General features: G+C 64.8%; 18 protein-coding genes, 2 tRNA genes and 1 pseudogene. 6 read left to right on the forward strand and 15 right to left on the reverse strand.

All coding sequences use genetic code 11. The annotated features are described in order from the left end of the window. Positions 1–7 precede the first annotated feature (7 nt). From fabF to V6M37_RS07165, 8 genes are all read right to left on the reverse strand, one after another. Positions 8–1,246 carry a beta-ketoacyl-ACP synthase II gene (fabF, locus tag V6M37_RS07130; RefSeq protein WP_332671848.1) on the reverse strand — a complete coding sequence of 413 codons (1,239 nt, stop codon included), beginning with the start codon at positions 1,244–1,246 and terminating at the stop codon, positions 8–10. 20 nt (positions 1,247–1,266) lie between these two features. Beyond that, on the reverse strand, positions 1,267–1,506 hold the full coding sequence (gene acpP, locus V6M37_RS07135) for an acyl carrier protein (protein WP_002930040.1): 240 nt from the start codon (positions 1,504–1,506) through the stop codon (positions 1,267–1,269). Between the two features lie 89 nt (positions 1,507–1,595). Then, positions 1,596–2,354 (reverse strand): 3-oxoacyl-ACP reductase FabG, encoded by a 759-nt coding sequence (gene fabG / locus V6M37_RS07140; protein WP_332671849.1) that lies wholly within the window; start codon positions 2,352–2,354, stop codon positions 1,596–1,598. Further along, complete coding sequence (gene fabD, locus V6M37_RS07145) at positions 2,351–3,280, reverse strand: ACP S-malonyltransferase (protein WP_332671850.1); 930 nt, start codon at positions 3,278–3,280, stop codon at positions 2,351–2,353. The genes fabG and fabD overlap by 4 nt, the downstream gene beginning before the upstream one ends. Before the next feature lie 18 nt (positions 3,281–3,298). Further along, positions 3,299–4,264 (reverse strand): beta-ketoacyl-ACP synthase III, encoded by a 966-nt coding sequence (locus tag V6M37_RS07150; protein WP_332671851.1) that lies wholly within the window; start codon positions 4,262–4,264, stop codon positions 3,299–3,301. Next, positions 4,261–5,274 (reverse strand): phosphate acyltransferase PlsX, encoded by a 1,014-nt coding sequence (gene plsX, locus V6M37_RS07155; protein WP_332671852.1) that lies wholly within the window; start codon positions 5,272–5,274, stop codon positions 4,261–4,263. The genes V6M37_RS07150 and plsX overlap by 4 nt, the downstream gene beginning before the upstream one ends. 86 nt (positions 5,275–5,360) lie before the next feature. Continuing rightward, positions 5,361–5,540, reverse strand: a complete 180-nt coding sequence (gene rpmF / locus V6M37_RS07160) for a 50S ribosomal protein L32 (protein ID WP_312657000.1) — start codon at positions 5,538–5,540, stop codon at positions 5,361–5,363. A 27-nt stretch (positions 5,541–5,567) separates the two neighbouring features. Continuing rightward, positions 5,568–6,071, reverse strand: coding sequence for a YceD family protein (locus V6M37_RS07165; protein ID WP_332671853.1), 504 nt, complete (start codon positions 6,069–6,071; stop codon positions 5,568–5,570). Between the two features lie 105 nt (positions 6,072–6,176). Between V6M37_RS07165 and V6M37_RS07170 the strand changes: the two genes are divergently transcribed. Together V6M37_RS07170 and V6M37_RS07175 are read left to right on the forward strand one after the other, a co-directional pair. Beyond that, the gene (locus V6M37_RS07170) at positions 6,177–6,749 is read left to right on the forward strand and encodes a Maf family protein (RefSeq protein WP_332671854.1); all 573 of its coding nucleotides are present in this window, start codon (positions 6,177–6,179) and stop codon (positions 6,747–6,749) included. Next, complete coding sequence (locus V6M37_RS07175; protein ID WP_332671855.1) at positions 6,746–7,465, forward strand: SAM-dependent methyltransferase; 720 nt, start codon at positions 6,746–6,748, stop codon at positions 7,463–7,465. The genes V6M37_RS07170 and V6M37_RS07175 overlap by 4 nt, the downstream gene beginning before the upstream one ends. Before the next feature lie 13 nt (positions 7,466–7,478). Here the strand turns inward: V6M37_RS07175 and V6M37_RS07180 are convergent, their stop codons facing one another. From V6M37_RS07180 to V6M37_RS07195, 4 genes are read right to left on the reverse strand one after another with little or no spacing between them, the layout of a single operon-like run. Continuing rightward, positions 7,479–8,429 carry a S49 family peptidase gene (locus tag V6M37_RS07180; protein WP_332671856.1) on the reverse strand — a complete coding sequence of 317 codons (951 nt, stop codon included), beginning with the start codon at positions 8,427–8,429 and terminating at the stop codon, positions 7,479–7,481. Next, positions 8,410–8,778: a Rieske (2Fe-2S) protein gene (locus V6M37_RS07185; protein WP_332671857.1), complete on the reverse strand. Its 369-nt coding sequence runs from the start codon at positions 8,776–8,778 to the stop codon at positions 8,410–8,412. The genes V6M37_RS07180 and V6M37_RS07185 overlap by 20 nt, the downstream gene beginning before the upstream one ends. After that, positions 8,757–9,413, reverse strand: a complete 657-nt coding sequence (locus V6M37_RS07190) for an HAD-IA family hydrolase (RefSeq protein WP_332671858.1) — start codon at positions 9,411–9,413, stop codon at positions 8,757–8,759. Before V6M37_RS07190 ends, V6M37_RS07185 begins: the two co-directional genes overlap by 22 nt. Then, entirely contained in the window at positions 9,406–10,365 is a 960-nt protein-coding gene (locus V6M37_RS07195) for an RluA family pseudouridine synthase (protein WP_332671859.1), read from the reverse strand. The genes V6M37_RS07190 and V6M37_RS07195 overlap by 8 nt, the downstream gene beginning before the upstream one ends. Positions 10,366–10,742: 377 nt before the next feature. Here V6M37_RS07195 and V6M37_RS07200 point away from each other — a divergent pair, with 377 nt between their 5' ends. Further along, positions 10,743–13,712, forward strand: coding sequence for an Rne/Rng family ribonuclease (locus V6M37_RS07200; protein ID WP_332671860.1), 2,970 nt, complete (start codon positions 10,743–10,745; stop codon positions 13,710–13,712). A 114-nt stretch (positions 13,713–13,826) separates the two neighbouring features. On the opposite strand, the gene V6M37_RS07205 is transcribed toward V6M37_RS07200, so the two are convergent. Both V6M37_RS07205 and uvrB read right to left on the reverse strand, forming a co-directional pair. After that, positions 13,827–14,294, reverse strand: coding sequence for a low molecular weight protein-tyrosine-phosphatase (locus tag V6M37_RS07205; RefSeq protein ID WP_332671861.1), 468 nt, complete (start codon positions 14,292–14,294; stop codon positions 13,827–13,829). A gap of 10 nt (positions 14,295–14,304) precedes the next feature. After that, the gene (gene uvrB, locus V6M37_RS07210; protein WP_332671862.1) at positions 14,305–16,365 is read right to left on the reverse strand and encodes an excinuclease ABC subunit UvrB; all 2,061 of its coding nucleotides are present in this window, start codon (positions 16,363–16,365) and stop codon (positions 14,305–14,307) included. A 172-nt stretch (positions 16,366–16,537) separates the two neighbouring features. On the opposite strand from uvrB, the gene V6M37_RS07215 reads away from it, so the two are divergent. The 3 genes from V6M37_RS07215 (at position 16,538) to V6M37_RS07225 (ending at position 17,997) form a co-directional block, all read left to right on the forward strand. Continuing rightward, complete coding sequence (locus tag V6M37_RS07215; RefSeq protein WP_332671864.1) at positions 16,538–17,746, forward strand: amino acid aminotransferase; 1,209 nt, start codon at positions 16,538–16,540, stop codon at positions 17,744–17,746. A 60-nt stretch (positions 17,747–17,806) separates the two neighbouring features. Next, a tRNA-Asn gene (locus V6M37_RS07220) sits at positions 17,807–17,882 on the forward strand. A 39-nt stretch (positions 17,883–17,921) separates the two neighbouring features. Beyond that, positions 17,922–17,997: transfer RNA gene (locus V6M37_RS07225), tRNA-Asn, on the forward strand. Positions 17,998–18,225: 228 nt separating this feature from the next. Here the strand turns inward: V6M37_RS07225 and V6M37_RS18715 are convergent. Continuing rightward, positions 18,226–18,350: pseudogene (locus V6M37_RS18715) on the reverse strand (IS21 family transposase); the annotation flags it as partial. Between the last annotated feature and the right edge of the window lie 56 nt (positions 18,351–18,406).

An 18,406-nucleotide genomic window follows, 5' to 3' on the forward strand; every position in this document is an offset into this window, starting at 1 on the left:
GGCGTCATCAGATGCGACGGAAAGCCAAGGTACCGTTCGTCCCGCCGAAGCCGAACGAGTTCGACAACGCGGCGCGGATCTCCATCGAGCGCGCCTCGTTCGCCACGTAGTCGAGATCGCACTGCTCGTCCTGCTCGAAAATGTTGATGGTCGGCGGGGCGATCTGGTGGTGCAGCGCCAGCGTCGTGAAAATGGCTTCGACTCCGCCCGCTGCGCCCAGCAGGTGGCCCGTCATCGACTTCGTCGAGTTCACCGCAATCGACTTCGCGCGCTCGCCGAAGCAGCGCTTCACTGCAGTTGTTTCGGCGACATCCCCGAGCGGCGTCGACGTGCCATGGGCATTGATATAATCGACATCGCCCAAATCCATGCCGGCGTCGCGCATTGCGTTGGTCATGCAACGTGCGGCACCTTCGCCGTTTTCGGCCGGCGCCGTCATGTGGTAGGCATCGGCGCTCATGCCATAACCGACGACTTCCGCATAGATCTTCGCGCCACGGGCCTTCGCGTGCTCGTATTCCTCGAGCACCATCACCCCCGCGCCCTCGCCGAGCACGAAGCCGTCACGCCCCTTGTCCCACGGGCGACTCGCGGTCGCGGGATCATCGTTGCGCGTCGACAATGCCTTCGCCGACGCGAAGCCGCCGACCGCAAGCGGAGTGACCGTCGACTCCGCCCCGCCCGCGACCATCACATCGACATCACCGTACTGGATCAGTCGGGCTGCTTCGCCAATGCAATGCGTCGCAGTGGTACATGCAGTCACCATCGCGAGGCAAGGCCCCTTGAGACCGAACATGATCGACAGGTTGCCGGCGATCATGTTGATGATCGTACCGGGGATGAAGAACGGGGAAATCTTCCTCGGCCCCGCTTTCAGGTAATCGTCATGGGTCGATTCGATCATCGGCAGACCGCCGATTCCCGAGCCGATGTTGACGCCGATGCGCTCGGCGTTCGATGCAGTCACTTCCAGTCCGGAATCCTTGAAAGCCTGGACTCCGGCTGCCATGCCGTAATGGATGAAGACATCCATCCGGCGCGCCTCTTTCGGCGATAGATAGGCGCCGATATCGAAACCCTTCACTTCGCCGGCGATCTTCACCGGAAAGGTCGAGGTATCGAAACGGGTGATCTCACCGATACCGGAGCGGCCGTTGACAATGTTGTCCCAAGCCTCCGGAACGGTGTTCCCGACCGGGGAGACGATGCCCAGACCGGTAATGACGACTCTGCGACGGGTCAATGTTCGCTCCGGTACTCAGATTACTTCTTCAGATGCGCGTTGACGTAGTCAATCGCCTGCTGAACGGTGGTGATTTTCTCGGCTTCCTCGTCCGGGATCTCGCACTCGAACTCTTCTTCGAGCGCCATGACCAGTTCGACGGTGTCCAGCGAATCCGCGCCCAGATCGTCGACGAAAGACGACTCCGTCTTGATCTCCGACTCGTTTACGCCAAGCTGCTCGGCGACAATTTTCTTGACGCGCTGTTCGATGTTCTCCATGAACAAACTCCTTCCCTGAATGATCCAGATATGAAAAAAAGCCGGCGTATTCTACCAAAACGGCTGACAACCGCTATCGCGGCCGGCGCTCACGACATGTACATACCGCCATTCACGTGCAGGGTCGTGCCCGTGACGTAAGCAGCGGCGGGTGAAGCAAGAAACGCGACCGCCCCGGCAATCTCTTCCGGACGCCCGAGACGTCCGAGCGCGATGTTGCCGAGCAACGCGTCACGCGCGGCCTCGGACAATGCGCGAGTCATGTCGGTGTCGATAAAACCGGGCGCGACGCAGTTGACGGTGATGTTCCGGCTGCCGAGCTCGCGCGCCAGCGCCCGGCTCATGCCCGCGACGCCGGACTTCGCTGCAGCATAGTTCGCCTGCCCCGGATTGCCGGCACTGCCGACGACCGACGTGATGTTGATGATGCGCCCGCTGCGCGCCTTCATCATGCCTCGCATCACGAGACGCGACATCCGAAAGACCGCCTTCAGATTGGTGTCGATCACCGAATCCCATTCATCATCCTTCATGCGCATCGCGAGGTTGTCGCGGGTGATCCCGGCGTTGTTGACAAGGATGCAGACCGCGCCGAATCGCTTTTCGATGTTGCCGATCGCCGCTTCGCACGCGGCCGCGTCGGTCACGTTCAGCGCGATTCCGCTGCCTTTGATTCCGGCTTCATGCAATCCCTTTTCGATCTCGGCCGCGCCGGATTCCGACGTCGCGCTGCCGACGACCGTCGCGCCGAGCCGCCCGAGTTCGAGAGCTACTGCACGACCGATGCCGCGTGATGCGCCGGTCACCAGCGCCACTTGTCCTTCGAGAGAGAAACCCGTCGTGCTCATTTCACCGCCGCGATCAATTGTTCGAGACTCGCGGCGTCGTGGATCGACCCGCCCTGCACTTCGCCGGCGATGCGCCTCGTCATTCCGGCCAGGACCTTGCCGGGACCGCATTCGAGTACATGACTCATGCCCTGCCGCGCCAATTCCTGTACCAGTTCAATCCAGCGCACCGGCGAAAACGCCTGACGCACGAGTGCGTCGCGAATGCCTTCCGGATCGCTGCAGACCGCCACATCGACGTTATTCAACACCGGAATGCCCGGCGCGCTGATCGTAATCCCGGCGAGGCGCGCCGCAAGGCGCTCCGCGGCCGGCTTCATCAGCGCGCAATGGAAGGGCGCACTGACCGGGAGCAGCATCGCGCGTTTCGCGCCACGGGCCTTCGCAGCCTCGATCGCGCGTTCGACTGCCGCCTTCGCGCCGGCGATCACGATCTGTCCGGGCGCGTTCAGGTTGGCCGCCTCGACGACCTCGCCCTGCGCAGCTTCCGTACAGGCTTCGCGCACCGCGTCGACCTCGAGACCGAGGAGAGCGGCCATCGCGCCTTCGCCGGCCGGCACGGCTTCCTGCATTGCCTGCGCGCGGAAGCGCACCAGCGGTACCGCATCCCTGAATTCGAGCGCTCCCGCCGCGACCAGTGCGGAATATTCACCGAGACTATGCCCGGCGACGAACGACGGCTTCGGGCCGCCGACAGCGATCCACGCGCGGTACGCGGCGACGCCGGCAGTAAGCATCAGCGGCTGTGTGTTGACGGTCAGCGCAAGCCGGTCAGCTGGGCCTTCGCTCGCCATCCGCCACAAATCCTCGCCCAGCGCGTCGGACGCCTCGGCAAAGGTATCGCGGATCTCGGGACGCTCTCCGTAGCCCGCCATCATGTCGACGGACTGAGAGCCCTGTCCTGGAAAAACCAGTGCAAAAGCCATCGTGTCTTGATCCTGTAATCAGAGTTGGAGCAGCGCGGCGCCCCAAGTGAAGCCGCCGCCGACGCCTTCGACGAGGAAGCGATGGCCCGGCCGGATGCGTCCGTCCCGAATCGCGACGTCGAGCGCCAGCGGAATCGATGCGGCGGACGTGTTCCCGTGACGGTCGACGGTGGTGATCACCTTCTCCATCGATATGCCGAGGCGCTTCGCAGTCGCCTGGATGATCCGCACGTTGGCCTGATGCGGGATCATCCAGTCCACTGCGCCGACTTCGACGCCGCCCTGCTCGAGAACTTCGAGCGCGACGTCGCCGAGCACACGGACCGCGAATTTGAATACCGCCTGCCCGTCCATGCGAAGAAAGGGATCGCCAATGATCTGGCCCGACGCGACGCTGCCGGGCACGCAGAGGATCGGGTGGTGACTGCCGTCGGCATGCAGCGCGCTGGCAAGCATTCCCGGCGTCTCGGATGCCTCGAGAATCACCGCACCCGCGCCGTCGCCGAACAGCACGCAGGTGCCGCGGTCCGACCAGTCCAGGATGCGCGAAAAGACTTCAGCACCGACAACGAGCGCACGCTTGTGGCTGCCGGAACGGATGAATTTCTCCGCGACGCTCAACCCATAAACGAAGCCGCTGCATACTGCCTGGACGTCGAATGCCGCCGAGCCGTTGCGGATGCCGAGCTTGGACTGGAGAAGCGCCGCCGTGCTCGGGAAAATGCAGTCGGGCGTCGAAGTCGCGACGATGATCAAATCGATATCGTGCGGTTCGACGCCGGCGGCCTCGAGCGCGCGTTCGCTGGCGATTTTCGCGAGGTCGCTGGTCACGAGCTCGGGCGGCGCCAGGTGACGGCTGCGAATCCCGGTACGTTCGACGATCCACTGGTCCGAAGTGTCGATGCCTCGCGCGACAAGATCGTCGTTCGTGACGGCGCCGCCCGGCAGGAAACTGCCCGTGCCCGCGATCCGCGCATAAATCATGCTGCCACTCCCATAGCCGTCATCCGTTCGGAAATACGTTCAATCAGGCGGTTCGACGCTGCTTCGGCCGCACGATGTATGGCCTGCTCGAACGCGAATACGTCGGCCGAACCGTGGCTCTTCACGACCACCCCGCGCAATCCGAGCAATGCCGCGCCGTTGTATCGACGGTGATCCACGCGACGCTTGAACCGTTTGAGCGCCGGCATCGCGACGATCGCCATTGCCTTACTCAGAAGGCCGCGACTGAACTCCTCCCGAAGGAAGGTCGCCAGCATCTGGGCGAGCCCTTCGGACGTCTTCAGCGCGACGTTGCCGACGAAGCCGTCGCAGACAACGACGTCGGTCGTGCCCTTGTAAATGTCGTCACCTTCGACGTTGCCGTAGAAGTTGAGCCCGCTCGTTTTCAGCAACTCGGCAGCGCGCTTGACGGCGTCGTTTCCCTTGATCGCCTCTTCGCCGATATTGAGGAGACCGACCGTCGGCCGGTCGACATGTTCGACGGCCGAAACCAGCATTGCCCCCATGACCCCGAACTGGAGCAGATGTTCAGGCAGGCAGTCGACGTTTGCGCCGAGGTCGAGCACGTAGGTCTGCCCTGTGCGCGTCGGCAGGACCGATGCGATTGCCGGCCGATCGATTCCCGGGAGGGTTTTCAGGACGAAACGCGAAATGGCCATCAACGCACCGGTGTTACCGGCTGAGACCGCCGCCTGTGCGCGCCCAGACTTCACGAGATCGACCGCGACGCGCATCGACGAATCCTTCTTCGTCCGCATCGCGATCGCAGGGGGATCGTCCATCATCACGACTTCGGATGCCGCCTGGAGCGACACTCGCTCGCCGAAGGCAGCCCCGATCGCCTGCGACGCCTGGTCGAGCGCCTCCTGTCGTCCAACCAGGATGACTCGGGCTTCGGGATGACTACGAAGGAAGGCGTGTGCAGCCGGCACCGTCACTGACGGCCCGTGATCGCCACCCATACAGTCGATGGCAACGGTGACACCCATCGGTTTTCCGCGTGGCTCGGAGAAGAATTCGAGATGAAAAAACGGCGCAGTCGCACGAAGCGCCGCGCCGTTTCCGGTAACCGGAGTTACTCGCCCTTGGTCTTGACGACCTTCTTGCCGCGGTACACACCGCTCGGGCTGATGTGGTGACGCAGATGCACCTCGCCAGTGGTCGGCTCGACCGCCAGGGAAGGATCGGTCAGGAAATCGTGCGCGCGATGCATGCCGCGCTTCGAGGGGGATTTTTTGTTCTGCTGAACGGCCATGAAACACTCCTAATACAAATATCGCGCCTATTCCGCGCCGTCGTTCTTGCGAAGCTTGACGAGCGAAGCAAAAGGCGATTCCTTTTCACCCCCCTTCACGGGGCGCGGCGCATCACAACTTTCATGCCTCGGAGCAATCGGCACCGCAAGCACGATTTCATCCTCGACCAAGGCCAGCACATCCAAATCGGGCGCCCCCTCGATCGCGTCGAATTCATCGTTCTCGAGCTCATCCTCCGGGATCGATTGCCCCGGCCTGACGAGTTCGAGCACCACGTCGATATCCAGCGGCCACTCCATCCGCCCGAGACAGCGCTGACACCGCATCGGGAACACCCCGGCCGCCGTCAAACGCAGCCGCGCTTTCCGATCCAGCCCGAACTCGCCGACCAGGCTATAGGCGATCTCGCCCGATGTATCGACAAGCACATCGGACAGCCGACCCAAATCCTTCAGCGCGACCGTCCCTGAAACGCTGGCGCCTTCGGCGGCGAACCTGAAGGGATCCGGAATGACGCTTCGTCGTGGCATAAGGGGCGCATGATATTATTTTTGGCTTACCCTGTCAAAACCCGGCCGCACGCCGAATTCCTTCCGCCGCCCGCACACGTCCTCGACCTTCCTGGACCGACGCCGATGAAAATCATCCTCGCTTCAACCTCCGCCTATCGCCGCATGCTGCTCGAACGCCTGCAACTCCCGTTCGAGGTCGCCCGTCCCGAGGTCGACGAGACGCCGCTGCCCGATGAGCTGCCGCCGGCCACCGCGGAGCGACTGGCGATGGAGAAGGCCCGCGCGGTGGGACGCGTGCGAGACGCGCTGGTGATCGGCAGCGATCAGGTCGCACATATCGGCAGCGAAACCTTCGGCAAGCCGGGCACGGTGGAGCGCGCAATCGACCAGTTGCGGCGGATGAGCGGCAAGACGGTTGTGTTTCACACCGCGCTGGCGCTGCTGAATACGCGAACCGGGGAGATCCGAACCGAAGCCGTCCCGACCCGCGTGCAATTCCGCGTGCTTTCGGACGACGAGATCGTCCGCTACGTCGAAAAGGAACGCCCCCTCGATTGCGCGGGCAGCGCGAAGTCCGAGGCGCTCGGAATCACACTTCTCGATTCGCTCTCCGGGGACGACCCGACCGCTCTCGTCGGCTTGCCGCTGATTGCGCTGTCGGGGATGCTTCGCGCCGAAGGCGTGGTCCTGCCGTGAACACCGCCCATGGAACGTTGTTTCTCGTCCCGGTCAGCCTGGGCGACACGCCGTGGACTCGATTTCTTCCTGCCGACGCCCGAAGCCTCGCTTCCGGCATTCGGCATTTCGTCGTCGAGAATGCCAAGACGGCACGAGCCGAGCTCAAGCGGCTCGATCATCCGTGCCCGCTGCGCGAACTCGACATTCGAGTCCTGCCCGAGCAGGGCACCGACGCCGAGCTCGGTGCGCTGCTCGAACCCGCTCTCGCCGGCCTCGCCTTGGGCTTGATGTCGGAAGCCGGATGCCCGGCTGTTGCCGATCCTGGCGCGGCGCTCGTCGCGCGCGCCCATGCACTGGAAATACCGGTCCGCCCCCTCGTGGGACCGTCGTCGATTCTGCTCGCGCTGATGGCCTCCGGCCTGAACGGCCAGAGCTTCGCGTTCAACGGCTATCTCCCGGTCGCCGACGCGGAACGCGATTCGCGCATCCGCCAACTCGAGGACGAGTCGCGCCGGCTCCGGCGGACACAAATTTTCATCGAAACGCCGTACCGGAACGAGCGTCTTTACGACGCGTTGCTCGCCACCTGCCAGCCCGCCACACGTCTGTGCGTTGCCCGGAACCTGACGACCGACGAGGAATGGATCCAGTCCCGCACGGTGGCCGAGTGGCGCCGATCGGCTCGACCGGATCTCGCACGGCGCCCTGCCCTCTTTCTGATCCTCGCACGCTGAAAGCGGAGGCCGATCAGCGCAGGCTGAGGCGCCCGAGCGCCCCCATCATGTTCTCCGCAACGTCGGCACCAAAGCGCTGAGCGAAGCGCTCGGCGAAATTGCGCTTCTGCGTGAAGTCCCGCACTTCCTCCGCCTGGAAGACGTTGCGCGCGACCGATTCCACCGTGCCGAAGCCGTCCGCAAGACCCAGCTCGACGCTGCGTGCGCCGGTCCACACCAGCCCGGAGAACATCTCCGGCACTTCCTTCAGCCGGTCGCCGCGGCCCTTTCGCACGACCTCGATGAACTGCTTGTGGATGTCGTCGAGCAAGCCGTGCGCATGGGCGAGGTGGTCCGGGCGCTGCGGCGAGAACGGATCGAGGAAACCCTTGCTCTCGCCGGCCGACAGCAGTCGCCGCTCGACCCCGAGCTTGTCCATCGCCCCGACGAACCCGAAGCTGTCCATCAGCACCCCGATCGACCCGACGAGACTCGCCTTGTCGACGTAAATGCTGTCGGCCGCGACCGCGACGTAGTAGCCGCCCGATGCACAGACGTCCTCGATGACGGCGACGATCTTCAGGTCCGGCCGGGTGCTTCGCAGGCGCGCCACCTCATCGTTGATCATTCCCGCCTGCACCGGACTGCCGCCCGGACTGTTGACCCGCAGCACGACCCCGCGGACCGCAGTGTCGGCAAAGGCGTCCTGGAGCGAGGCGATCACCTGTTCGGCGCTCGCCTCGCTACCCGAATCGATCACCCCGTGGATGGACACCATTGCCGTGTATCCCTCGCGGTCGGCGAGTTGGTCTGCCGTATCGCCCCAATCCCCCAGCAGGTAGATGATCGCGGTCAGGTATGCGAAACCGAGCAGCTTGAAGAAAATCCCCCAGCGCCGGCGACGCCTTTGCTCGACGAGCCCTTCGGATGCCAGCCGCTCCAGCACCTTCCGCTCCCAGTCGCCTTCACGCTTTTCGCTGTCCATTTTCCTGTTCCGTAACGTAAATATTGCCGTCGCGCTCGATCACCGGAACGGGAGTCAGACTCCGTCCCCTGCACGGCCCCATGACGCATCGCCCGGTGTCCGGCTCATAGTGCGCCCCATGCATCGAACAGACGAGATAAAGCCCGCGGGCATCGAAAAAGCGCCCGTGCTGCCAGTCGAGCTCGATCGGAACGTGCGCGCATCGATTGAGAAACACCCTGACCGTACCGGCGTAGCGCACCGCGAAGGCCGGCGCGCGCCCGCTCGGCAAATCGACGTCGAACCGCAGGCCCTCGCCGCCGTCCGCGAGCTGCGACGACGCACAGATCAAGCGTTCGCGCGCAGCCACGCTGCCAATTCCCCGGGCGTCTCCACTACCGCCAGCGGCGACTCCTGCTCGAGGCTCGACCGCTGGTGTGCGCCGAACGCGACCCCGAGCCCGCGCACTCCCGCGTTGCGGGCCATCTGCAGGTCGTGCGTGGTATCGCCGACCATCAGAGTACGCTCGCGGCCAACGCCGAGTTCGTCCATGATTTCTTCGAGCATCGCCGGATGCGGCTTGGAGAAGCATTGATCCGCACAGCGCGTCGTGTGAAAGAAATCTCCCAGCTTGCTGTGCTCGAGCGCCCGCTTGAGTCCGAGACTGCTTTTCCCGGTCGCAACCGCGAGCAGGCGTCCCGCGCCCGACAGTTCGGCGACCATCTCGAACGCGCCGGGGAACAGCGTCAGCTCGCGGTCCTTCGCGAGGTAATGATGCCGGTAGCGCTCGGCCATCCGCGGGTAATCGGCGACCGCGAGTTCCGGAACGGCGTAATGCAGCGCGTCCGACAGCCCGAGGCCGATGACGTGTCGCGCCCTTTCCTCCGACGGCTCGGGCAGGTTCAGGTCACGGCAGGCACCGAGAATCGCGGCGACGATCGCCGCCGCGGAATCCATCAGCGTCCCGTCCCAGTCGAAGACGATGAGTTCGTATCGGTCAGCCATGTTTCTGCGGTTCGGTCCGGTCCAGGTGATCGAGAAACACACGGAGTTCGTCGGGCAGTTCGGACTGCAAAGCGATCCGCTCGCCGCTCAACGGATGGACGAAGCCGAGTTGCGCCGCGTGAAGGAACATGCGCTTCAGCCCTTCGGCTTCGAGCGCCTTGTTCAGCGCGAAATCCCCGTATTTGTCATCGCCACATAACGGAAACCCGACATGCGCGAGATGCACGCGGATTTGATGCGTACGTCCGGTCATCAGTTCGACCTCGAGCAGGCTGAAGCGCGCCCAGCGGCGCACGAGGCGCACGATGCTGTGAGACGCCTTCCCGTCGCTGCTGACCCGCACCCGCCGCTCGCCCTCGGGCGTCAGATATTTGAACAACGGCTCCTTGATGTGCTGCAGCGGGTTCGGCCAGCGACCCGCGACGAGCGTCAGATAGCGCTTTTGCACGCGTCCTTCGCGCATCATGTCGTGAAGCGCGGTGAGCGCCGGGCGCCGCTTCGCGATGATGAGCAGGCCGGAGGTCTCACGGTCGATCCGGTGTGCCAGTTCGAGCATCCGGGCTTCCGGGCGCTGGCTGCGCAGCTGCTCGATCACGCCGTAGCTGACGCCGCTCCCCCCGTGCACCGCCTTGCCCGACGGCTTGTCGACGACGATCAGCGCGTCATCCTCGTAGATCACCGGAAGCGGCTTGCCGGCGGGGGTCGGCCCGCTCGCGACCGGCTCGGCGAGCCGGACCGGAGGGATGCGGACCTCGTCGCCCTCCGCAAGGCGATAAGTGGGCCCCACCCGACCGCCGTTCACGCGCACCTCGCCGCTGCGCAGGATGCGATACACGTGGCTCTTCGGCACACCCTTGCAGATTCTCAACAGGTAGTTGTCGATGCGCTGCCCCGAAACGGATTCGTCGACCCGTTCGCGCCTTACTGCAATCGCTTTGCCTTGCGCCATCATCCTGAAATATACTTACGCCCGGTCCCGGTTGCGGTCGGCGCTCCTCGCGCACAGAAGCGGAGACGAGCGGACGACAACGAGCCCAAAAGCGAGCTCCCGGAAGACCAAAAACGTATCGTCGTTGCCGAAAAAGGCACTGATGGTAACGCAATCGACAAACTTCGATCCAATTGATTGAACGTGGATGCGTAGCTCACCCGCAGGATCAAGTGTTCCGGCCGTTCGCGGGAATACATGAAATTCGACCAGCCGTCCCATCAACGCCGATTACCGACCGGAAAAAAGTAGCCCTAACTACCCGCTCCTGATCACGTAGCAAGCGCGATGGTGCGCGCCGTTCGTCCTGCCCGTGGGTTTCGCACGGGAGAACGAAACATATGAAGCGCATGCTTTTCAACGCGACGCAGGCCGAGGAATTGCGCGTCGCGATCGTAGACGGTCAGAAACTGATCGACCTCGACATCGAATCGGCCGCCAAGGAACAACGCAAGAGCAACATCTACAAGGCGGTCATCACCCGCATCGAGCCGAGTCTGGAAGCGGCGTTCGTCGATTACGGCGCCGACCGGCACGGTTTTCTTCCGTTCAAGGAAATCTCCCGCTCGTACTTCTCCGCCGGCTCCGAAGGCGGCAAGGCCCGCATTCAGGACGTCCTGAAGGAAGGCCAAGAACTCATCGTCCAGGTCGAAAAGGACGAGCGCGGCAACAAGGGCGCGGCGCTGACGACCTACGTCTCGCTCGCCGGCCGCTACCTCGTGCTGATGCCGAACAATCCTCGCGGCGGCGGCGTGTCGCGGCGGGTCGAAGGTGACGAGCGCAGCGAGCTGCGCGAAGTCATGGATCAGCTCGACGTACCGTCGGGCATGAGCCTGATCGCGCGCACGGCCGCGATCGGTCGCAGCGCCGAAGAACTCCAGTGGGACCTGAACTACCTGCTGCAGTTGTGGCGCGCGATCGACGGCGCCGCGCAGTCGCAGTCCGGCGCGTTCCTGATCTACCAGGAAGGCAGCCTCGTGATCCGCGCGATCCGCGACTATTTCCAGCCCGACATCGGCGAGATCCTGATCGACACGGACGACGTGTTCGAACAGGCGCGGCAGTTCATGGCCCACGTGATGCCGTCGAACGTCAACCGCGTCAAGCGCTACAGCGACGATGTACCGCTGTTCTCGCGCTTCCAGATCGAGCACCAGATCGAATCCGCGTACTCGCGGCAGGTCGGCCTGCCGAGCGGCGGCGCGGTGGTGATCGACCATACCGAAGCGCTGGTGTCGATCGACGTGAACTCGGGACGCTCGACGCGCGGCGCCGATATCGAGGAGACGGCGTTCCGCACGAACCTCGAAGCGGCCGAGGAGATCGCACGCCAGCTGCGCCTGCGTGACCTCGGGGGCCTCATCGTCATCGACTTCATCGACATGGAGTCGCAGAAGAACCAGCGCGAGGTCGAGGGCGTACTGCGCGACGCGCTTCGCCATGACCGCGCGCGGGTGCAGACCGGCAAGATCAGCCGCTTCGGCCTGCTCGAACTGTCGCGCCAGCGTCTGCGCCCGGCGCTCGCCGAGACGAGCTATATCCCCTGCCCGCGCTGCAATGGCACCGGCCACATCCGCAGCACCGAGTCGTCGGCGCTGCACATCCTGCGCATCCTCGAGGAGGAAGCGATGAAGGAGAACACCGGCGCGGTGCATCTGCAGGTGCCGGTCGATGTCGCGACCTTCCTGCTCAACGAGAAGCGGGTCGACATCGCGCATATCGAGGTTCGGCACAAGATCCAGCTGATCATCATTCCGAACCGTCACCTCGAGACCCCTCATCACGAAATCATCCGGCTGCGTCACGACCAGCTGAACCAGGAAGAGACGACGCTCGCGAGCTATCAGATGGTCGGAAAGCCGGCCGAGGTGGATCTGCGCCTGCCGTCGAAGGATGGCGAAAGCCGCCCTGCCCGCGCCGAAGCCGTCGTCAAGGGCATCGCGCCGGCGCAGCCCGCCCCTGTCCGCGAGCCCGAGCCGGTCGCCCCGGCGCCGCAGCCCGGTCTCTTCGAGCGCCTCTTCGGCTGGCTGCGCGCCGGCAAACCGGCGCCGGCCCCGCAGCCGGCCGCCGAAACCGCGCCGAAACGCGAAAGCCGTCCCCGTACCGAGCGGGGAGACAATCGCCGGGGCGCGAATCGTAATCGTCGCGAAGGTCAGCGCTCCGAACGCGAAGACAGCGCCCCGACCCTCCAGCCGCTGCGGTCCGCAGGTCGTCCGGAACGCGCAGAACGTCCGGAACGCCTGGAGCGCATCGAGCGCCCCGAAGCGGTCGAACGCGAAAAACAGCCTCGCCAGGAACGCGCCGACAACGGCGGCCGTACCCGCCAGGGACGCGGCCCGCGCAATCAGCCGAAGCCCGCCGAGACGATCGAGAACGTGACCGAGTCGCAGGCGGCCGAAGTGGCCCTCGCAGTCCCGGCGGGCGCCGTCGAGGCGCCGGTTGTCGCCGGCGGCGAGGAAGGCGCCCCCGAGAAGCGGCGGCGTCGCAGCCGCGGTCGTCGTGACCGTCGCGGCGGCGAGGAGCAGGTCCAGGCCGTGGCGGTGTCGGGCGACGAATCGGCGCTCGCCGAAGCGCCGGTTGCCGAGGAGGGCGAAGCGCCGCGGGAAGCCGTCGCAACCGAAGCCGTAACCCCGGCCGCTGCGGTCGAAGCCGTTGCGGCAACGGAGGCGGCGCCGCTTCCGGTCGTTGCTGGAGCCGCCGAACCAGCCGTCGTCGAGGCGGAAGAAGCGCCGTTGCCGGTCATCGCGCAGCGGGAAGAATCCGCCGCGCCGCTGGCCGCGCCCGTGTCGTCTTCAGCGGCCCGGCCGGAACTCGCGATGAGCGAAAACAGCGAGGCGATCGTGTCCGTCGGCGCTACCGCTGCGCAAGCGCTTGAATCGGCGGCTGTGGATGAAGCCGGGCCGGTTCAGCCGGAAGTCGCCGAAGCGGAAGCCGAACCGTCGGTAGCGGTCGCCGCGGCGGCTGCAGAGCCGGAAGTGCGGACGGCGGCAGCGACCACGGTCGTCGAGGCGGGAACGGCGCTGCCTGCCATGCCCGCAGTCGGCGCCGCGCAAGCGGAACCGGCCGCGGTTACCGAGGGCGCGACTGTAGACGCGGTCGCGGAAAGCGCAGCGGCGCGTTCGCCTTCCGCTCCGATCGATCTGGGCGGGACGCTCGCAGAAAGCGGGCTGGTGATGATCGAAACGAGCCGCGAGAAGGCTCAAGCGGTTCCGCTCGCAGCGGAAGCGCCGGTGCAGCCGCTCGGGCGCCGCCCGCGGCCCGCTCCGGTCGTCGTCGATGAACCGCTGCAGCAGGTAGAAACGCACAAGTAACAACGCACTGCGAACGGCAAAAAGGGGCGTCCTTCCGGGCCGCCCCTTTTTTTGTTCGCCCTGCAGCCGTAAAGGCGACCGCTCCGCTTGCCGGTCCGCCCGGCGGCACGAATCTCAGCGCGCGATCAACTCCTCGAGCAATCCCTGCACGCCGTCTTCGCAATAATCCAGCACGGCTTCGAATCCCTTGTCGCCACCGAAATACGGATCCGGCACGTCTTCGCGGTCATGATTCCGCGCGTAGTGCATGAACATCTGCAGCTTCGGCCGATAGACCTCCGGACAAGCGCGGCGCATGCTTTCGAGGTGTTCGCGATCCATCGCGAGCAGAAGGTCGAACTCCTGGAAGTCGGCTGCTTCGAGCTTCCGCGCGCGCAACGACGACAAGGCGTAGCCCCTTTTCCCCGCGATTTTCTGCGCGCGCGGGTCCGGCGGCTCTCCCGCGTGGCCGCCATGCGTGCCCGCCGAGTCGACGGTGATCACCGCTCCGAGCCCCGCCTTGACGATCGCGTGTCGCGCGACCGCCTCCGCGGTCGGCGAACGGCAGATGTTCTCGGTGCAGACGAACAGGATTTTCGTCAATCTCCCCTCCCTAAGACGTGCCATGCTGGTCGGCGCCGAAAGCCCGCTGGCGGAGCCTGAAGAGCTCGTCCCGCGCCGCCGCGGCCTTCTCGAACTCGAGGTTGCGGGCATGCTCCTGCATTTCCTTCTCGAGCTTCTTGATCGATTTCGCCAAAGCCTTCTCGCCCATCGAAAAATACTCGGCCGACCGCTCGGCCACGGTCGCGGCCCGGCGCTCGTCACCCCCGCCCGCGTACACGCCGTCGATGATGTCCTTGATCCGTTTCGACACCGTCCTGGGCACGATGCCGTTCGCTTCGTTGAATGCGATCTGCTTCGCCCGGCGCCGCTCGGTCTCGCCGATCGCCGCATGCATCGAACGCGTGATCACGTCTGCATACAGGATCGCGCGCCCATGGACGTGGCGCGCGGCGCGCCCGATCGTCTGGATCAGCGAACGCTCCGAGCGGAGGAAGCCCTCCTTGTCCGCATCGAGGATCGCGACGAGCGACACTTCGGGAATATCCAGGCCTTCGCGCAACAAGTTGATGCCGACCAGGACGTCGAACTCGCCGAGACGCAGGTCGCGGATGATTTCGACGCGCTCGACGGTGTCGATGTCGGAATGCAGGTAACGCACGCGGATGCCGTTGTCCGCGAGGTAGTCCGTCAGATCCTCGGCCATGCGCTTCGTCAGCGTCGTCACGAGCACGCGCTCGCCGGCGGCGATCCGGCGTTTCGCTTCCGACAGGAGATCGTCGACCTGGGTCGTCGCGGGCCGCACTTCCACCGCGGGGTCGATCAACCCGGTCGGCCGGACGACCTGCTCGACCACTTGCCCCTGATGCTCGGCTTCATAGGTGGCCGGCGTTGCGGAAACGAACACCGTCTGCGGCATGAGGCGCTCGAATTCCTCGAACTTCAACGGACGGTTATCGAGCGCGGACGGCAGGCGGAAGCCATAGCCGACGAGGTTCTCCTTGCGGGAGCGGTCGCCCTTGAACATGCCGCCGACTTGCGGAATCGACACGTGCGACTCATCGACGAACATCAGCGCATCGCGCGGCAGGTAGTCGATCAGCGTCGGCGGCGGCTCGCCGGGGCCCCGTCCAGACAAGTGGCGCGAGTAGTTCTCGATACCCTTGCAAAACCCCATCTCATTGAGCATTTCGAGGTCGAAGCGCGTCCGCTGCTCGATCCGCTGTGCCTCGACGAGCTTTCCCGACGCCTGAAAAAACAACGCACGGTCGCGCAGTTCGTCCTTGATCGCCTCGATCGCCTTCAACACCGTCGCCCGCGGCGTCACGTAGTGGCTCGACGGATAGACGGTGAAGCGGACGAGTTTCTGCTTCAGGTGGCCGGTCAGAGGGTCGAACAGCGTCAGATGTTCGACTTCGTCGTCGAACAGTTCGATGCGAACGGCAAGCTCGGCGTTTTCCGCCGGAAACACGTCGATCACGTCACCGCGCACCCTGAAGGTGCCGCGACGGAAGTCGATGTCGGAGCGCGTATATTGCATCGCGACGAGCCGCTGGACGAGGTCGCGATGGCCGATGCGCTCCCCTTCGCGCAGATGCAGGATCATCGCGTGGTAATCGACCGGATCGCCGATCCCGTAGATACAGGAGACCGTCGCGACGATGACGACGTCGCGCCGCTCCATCAGGCTCTTCGTCGCCGACAGCCGCATCTGCTCGATATGCTCGTTGATGCTCGAATCCTTCTCGATGAAAAGATCGCGCGACGGCACATAGGCTTCGGGCTGGTAATAGTCGTAGTACGAAACGAAATACTCGACGGCATTCTGCGGGAAGAACTCGCGAAACTCGGCATAAAGCTGCGCGGCCAGCGTCTTGTTCGGCGCGAGGACGAGCGCCGGCCTTCCGCAGCGGGCGATGACGTTCGCCATCGTGTAGGTCTTGCCCGACCCCGTGACGCCGAGCAGCGTCTGGAACAACAGGCCGTCCGCGATCCCTTCGGTGAGCAGCTCGATCGCCGCCGGCTGGTCGCCCGCGGGCGCGAACGGCTGATGAAGACGGAATGGACTGCCTTCGAAAGTGATCACCGGAACGCTGTCGGTCGAACTCGTCATGCTAAAATTTCCGGCTGTTTCAGGCGCCTGCCCGACCGTCGCACCGAGAAGGGAGACGCGGCAGGACGCTCATTATTTCGCAAAACGCGGCTCAAGGCACGGCAGCAGGCACCCGAACCTCGAAGCGATGTTCCGGACCGGGCCGCGCACCCCGCCCAACCTGGAGTTGTCCATGCCCGCTTCGATCTTCGCCGCCGTCGATATGGCGCCCCGTGACCCGATTCTCGGCCTGAACGAGGCCTTCAACGCCGATGGGCGGACCGAAAAGGTCAACCTCGGCGTCGGCGTCTATTACGACGACAACGGCAAGATCCCGCTGCTCGCCGCCGTCCGCGCCGCCGAAAAGGCACGGCTCGAAGCGATGCCGCCGCGCGGCTACCAGCCGATCGAAGGGGCGCCCGCGTACAACAACGCCGTGCAGAACCTGTTGTTCGGCAAGGATTCGGCGCTAATCGCGAACGGGCAAGTCGTCACCGTCCAGGCCCTCGGCGGCACCGGTGCGCTCAAGGTCGGGGGCGACTACCTGAAGCGCCTGAACCCGGGCGCGACCGTCTATATCTCCGACCCGAGCTGGGAAAATCACCGCGCGATCTTCGAGTCGGCGGGCTTCCCGGTCGACGTCTATCCGTACTACGAGCCCGAGACCCGCGGCGTGAATTTCGCCGGGATGAAGGCCAAACTGGAGAGCCTCGCCGCCGGCTCGGTCATCGTGCTCCACGCCTGCTGCCACAATCCGACCGGCGCGGACCTGACTGAAGCGCAGTGGGGAGAAGTCGTCGAAACCTGCCGTGCGCGCAACCTCGTGCCCTTCCTCGACATGGCCTACCAGGGCTTTGCCGACGGCATCGAGCCGGATGCCATCGCCGTTCGGCTCTTCAGCGCCAGCGGCCTCCAGTTCTTCGTCTCGAGCTCGTTCTCGAAGTCGTTCTCGCTCTACGGCGAACGCGTCGGCGCGCTGTCGATCGTGACCGGGAGCAAGGACGAAAGCGCGCGCGTGCTGTCGCAGGTCAAGCGCGTGATCCGGACGAACTACTCCAACCCGCCGACGCACGGCGGTGCGGTCGTTGCTGCCGCCCTGAACTCGCCGGAACTGCGCCAGATGTGGGAAGACGAGCTCGCCGGCATGCGCGACCGCATCCGCGCGATGCGTGTCGGACTCGTGGACAACCTGAAGGCCGCCGGCGTCGCACAGGATTTCTCGTTCGTCATCCAGCAGCGCGGCATGTTCTCGTACACCGGGCTGTCCGCGGCGCAGGTCGAGCAACTTCGCACCGAATTCGGCATCTATGCCGTTTCGACCGGGCGCATCTGCCTCGCTGCGCTGAACTCGCGCAACATCGGCTACGTCGCGAAGGCGATCGCGTCAGTCGTGAAAGGCTGAGAATTACGTTAGGTAAATATTGACGAACACCCGCGCGGTGCCTATACTGCGCGGCTCAATTCCCCGATAGCTCAGTCGGTAGAGCAACGGACTGTTAATCCGTGTGTCCCTGGTTCGAGCCCAGGTCGGGGAGCCAATTTCGGCTCGGGCGAAGCGTTTCCCGGGCGCATACTGATCCCCGATAGCTCAGTCGGTAGAGCAACGGACTGTTAATCCGTGTGTCCCTGGTTCGAGCCCAGGTCGGGGAGCCAAAGCAACTCCAGCGCGCGGTTCAGACCGACAGCAGCGATCGCCGGATCCATCGCTTCCTCACCCACGCGAACGTAGCCCACTCCGTTCTCGGTCTTACCCTTGGTCCGGGCGCGAAACGGCGCGCAGGCCCGTGCCTGAACGTCCCAGTGCCGGCAGAACGCCTCGAATCAGCTATTTAACTGCACGCGGAGCGCGCCCGCGCGCTCCGGCTGTCGATACGGTACTCACCCGCCGGCCGCCAGATACCGCCGCACCGTGTTGCGCGCGACACCCAGCTCCTTGCGATGCGCTTCGACCCGCACCCCAACTTGCCCAGACGAACAATCGTCGTGTCCGCCTCCGGCTCCAACATCTCCCGTGCCCCGTGACCAAAAGGGCGCACAGGATTCACCACCACACCTCCTGCTT

Origin of the sequence: Aromatoleum sp., assembly GCF_036675785.1 — a bacterium.
Taxonomy (GTDB): domain Bacteria; phylum Pseudomonadota; class Gammaproteobacteria; order Burkholderiales; family Rhodocyclaceae; genus Aromatoleum.

Excerpts from the sequence above, each read along its gene's own strand:
- fabG (WP_332671849.1), bottom strand. The coding sequence starts at position 2,354 with ATGAGCACGACGGGTTTCTCTCTCGAAGGACAAGTGGCGCTGGTGACC.
- fabD (WP_332671850.1), bottom strand. The coding sequence starts at position 3,280 with ATGGCTTTTGCACTGGTTTTTCCAGGACAGGGCTCTCAGTCCGTCGAC.
- V6M37_RS07200 (WP_332671860.1), top strand. The coding sequence starts at position 10,743 with ATGAAGCGCATGCTTTTCAACGCGACGCAGGCCGAGGAATTGCGCGTC.
- V6M37_RS07165 (WP_332671853.1), bottom strand. The coding sequence starts at position 6,071 with ATGCCACGACGAAGCGTCATTCCGGATCCCTTCAGGTTCGCCGCCGAA.
- rpmF (WP_312657000.1), bottom strand. The coding sequence starts at position 5,540 with ATGGCCGTTCAGCAGAACAAAAAATCCCCCTCGAAGCGCGGCATGCAT.
- V6M37_RS07170 (WP_332671854.1), top strand. The coding sequence starts at position 6,177 with ATGAAAATCATCCTCGCTTCAACCTCCGCCTATCGCCGCATGCTGCTC.
- V6M37_RS07215 (WP_332671864.1), top strand. The coding sequence starts at position 16,538 with ATGCCCGCTTCGATCTTCGCCGCCGTCGATATGGCGCCCCGTGACCCG.
- uvrB (WP_332671862.1), bottom strand. The coding sequence starts at position 16,365 with ATGACGAGTTCGACCGACAGCGTTCCGGTGATCACTTTCGAAGGCAGT.
- acpP (WP_002930040.1), bottom strand. The coding sequence starts at position 1,506 with ATGGAGAACATCGAACAGCGCGTCAAGAAAATTGTCGCCGAGCAGCTT.
- V6M37_RS07195 (WP_332671859.1), bottom strand. The coding sequence starts at position 10,365 with ATGATGGCGCAAGGCAAAGCGATTGCAGTAAGGCGCGAACGGGTCGAC.
- V6M37_RS07180 (WP_332671856.1), bottom strand. The coding sequence starts at position 8,429 with ATGGACAGCGAAAAGCGTGAAGGCGACTGGGAGCGGAAGGTGCTGGAG.
- plsX (WP_332671852.1), bottom strand. The coding sequence starts at position 5,274 with ATGGGTGTCACCGTTGCCATCGACTGTATGGGTGGCGATCACGGGCCG.
- V6M37_RS07150 (WP_332671851.1), bottom strand. The coding sequence starts at position 4,264 with ATGATTTATGCGCGGATCGCGGGCACGGGCAGTTTCCTGCCGGGCGGC.
- V6M37_RS07190 (WP_332671858.1), bottom strand. The coding sequence starts at position 9,413 with ATGGCTGACCGATACGAACTCATCGTCTTCGACTGGGACGGGACGCTG.